Annotated in this window: 2 protein-coding genes; one reads left to right on the top strand and one right to left on the bottom strand. The window is 77.0% G+C overall.

What is annotated here, in order from left to right:
- A partial coding sequence (locus L1885_RS28065) for a creatininase family protein (protein WP_235799954.1) occupies positions 1 to 643 on the bottom strand: 643 nt, incomplete at its 3' end.
- Positions 644 to 685: 42 nt separating this feature from the next.
- Between L1885_RS28065 and L1885_RS28060 the strand changes: the two genes are divergently transcribed.
- The gene (locus tag L1885_RS28060) at positions 686 to 1,642 is read left to right on the top strand and encodes an ROK family protein (protein ID WP_235799953.1); all 957 of its coding nucleotides are present in this window, start codon (positions 686 to 688) and stop codon (positions 1,640 to 1,642) included.
- The last annotated feature ends 54 nt before the right edge of the window (positions 1,643 to 1,696 follow it).

Raw genomic sequence — 1,696 nt, 5'->3', positions numbered from 1 at the left:
CCGGGTGGGCGGCGAGCATCAGCGAGGTCTCGAACCAGCCGGCGTGCCCGGGGGTGACCTCCGGGCGCTCGGCGGAGTCCGACGCCGCCGCGCCGGACGCGGCACCGGCCGCCCCGGCTCCGGAGTCCGACGCCGCCGCGTCCGCGCCGGGCCCGGCGCCCTCCTCGTCCCGGACGGCGAGCGACCAGTACGAGCAGGCCGCGAGCGTGACGCCGTCGGCCTCCGGCCGCAGCGCGAACCGCTTGACGGCCAGCCGCATGATCTCGTCGTTGCCGCCGTGGCCGTTGACGATCATGATGCGGCGGCAGCCGCTCGTGACGAGCGAACCGAGGAGGTCCTCCAGGACGGCCGCCAGCGTCGGCGCGGACAGCGAGAGGGCGGCGGCGAAGAGGTGGTGCGGGGAGTGCCCGTAGGGCAGGGCGGGCAGCCGCAGCACGTCGCAGGGCTCGGCCCCGGCCCGCTCCTCTTCGGCGAGGATCGCGAGGGCCCGGTCCACGACCGCCCCCACCAGCAGGGTGTCGGTGCCGAGCGGCAGGTGGGCGGCGTGCTGCTCCTGCGACCCGATGGGCAGGAGGGTGATGTCCCGCGCCCCCGCGGCGCGGGCCTCGCGCCAGGGCAGCTCGGACATATTTCGTTGACTCACAGTGCTGTCTCCAGGAAACGCTGACGTGGCAGAGTTCGCCGCATGGCGCAGAGAACTACGCGGTTGCGGTTGGTCGAGCCCCGGGTCGAGGCGCCGGCGGCGGCGCCGGCACGGACCCTGGGCGCCGTGGAGCTGGTGCCCGGCCGGGTGCGCGCGGCGGTGCTGAGCATGTCGGGCCGGGTGCTGGAACGGTCCGAGGCGGTGTACGCGCCGGGCGCGCCCGGCCGTGACGAGGTGGACGCGGCGCTCGCCGAGGCGGCGCGGGTCTTCGAGGCCCGCCCGCCGGCCGGGATCGGGGTGGCGGCGGCCGGCATCGTCGATCCCGCCTCCGGGCTGATCGTCGAGGTCAACGACGTGCCGGCGCTGCACGGGTATCCGGTCAAGGACCGGCTCGCGGCACTGACGGGCGTCCCGGTGCGCGTCGAGCACCGCGCCCGCCTGCAGGTGCTCGGCGACCGGTGGTTCGGCCCGGGCCGAGGCCGCCGCACGTTCGCCTCGGTCTCCACGGGCGAGGTGCTGGGCGTGGGCATCCTGTACGAGGGCGAGGTCCTGGCGCCCCAGGGCGGGCGCAGCGGCGCGCACATGGCGGTGACGGCCGGGGACGAGCGGTGCACCTGCGGGAACACCGGCTGCTGGAAGACCGTCGCGACGACGCGCTGGCTCAGGTCGCGGGCCGCTGCCCTCGGCCTGGGCGCGGACGCCGGTCTGCGCTCGCTCGTGTCGCGGGACGACGAGCGGGCCCGGGCGCTGGTGGCGGAGTACGCCGAGAACCTGCTGCTGGGGCTCGTGAACGTGCAGCAGCTGTTCGCGCCGGGCCTGTTCGTCCTGCACGGGGAGGCCAGGGAGGGCGGCGAGCACTTCCGCTCGCTGCTGGAGACGCGGCTGCGCCGGGACGTGGCGGCGTCGGGCGTGGAGCGGCCGACGGTCGTGGTGGCCGGCGCGGCGGTGGACGACATCGCCCTGCTGGGCGGGGCGGGCCTGGTGCTGTCCCACCTGTAGCGGCTGCCGGCCGGCGGCGCGGGCCGGAGCCGGGCGCCGCCGTGCCCGCCCGGG

The sequence above is a fragment of the Streptomyces fuscigenes genome (assembly GCF_021556455.1).
GTDB lineage: Bacteria > Actinomycetota > Actinomycetes > Streptomycetales > Streptomycetaceae > Streptomyces > Streptomyces fuscigenes.
This window is presented reverse-complemented; position numbering and strand designations above follow the sequence as displayed.

Bases quoted from the DNA above. Each gene is read 5' to 3' on its own strand.
- L1885_RS28060 (WP_235799953.1), top strand. From the start codon at position 686: ATGGCGCAGAGAACTACGCGGTTGCGGTTGGTCGAGCCCCGGGTCGAG.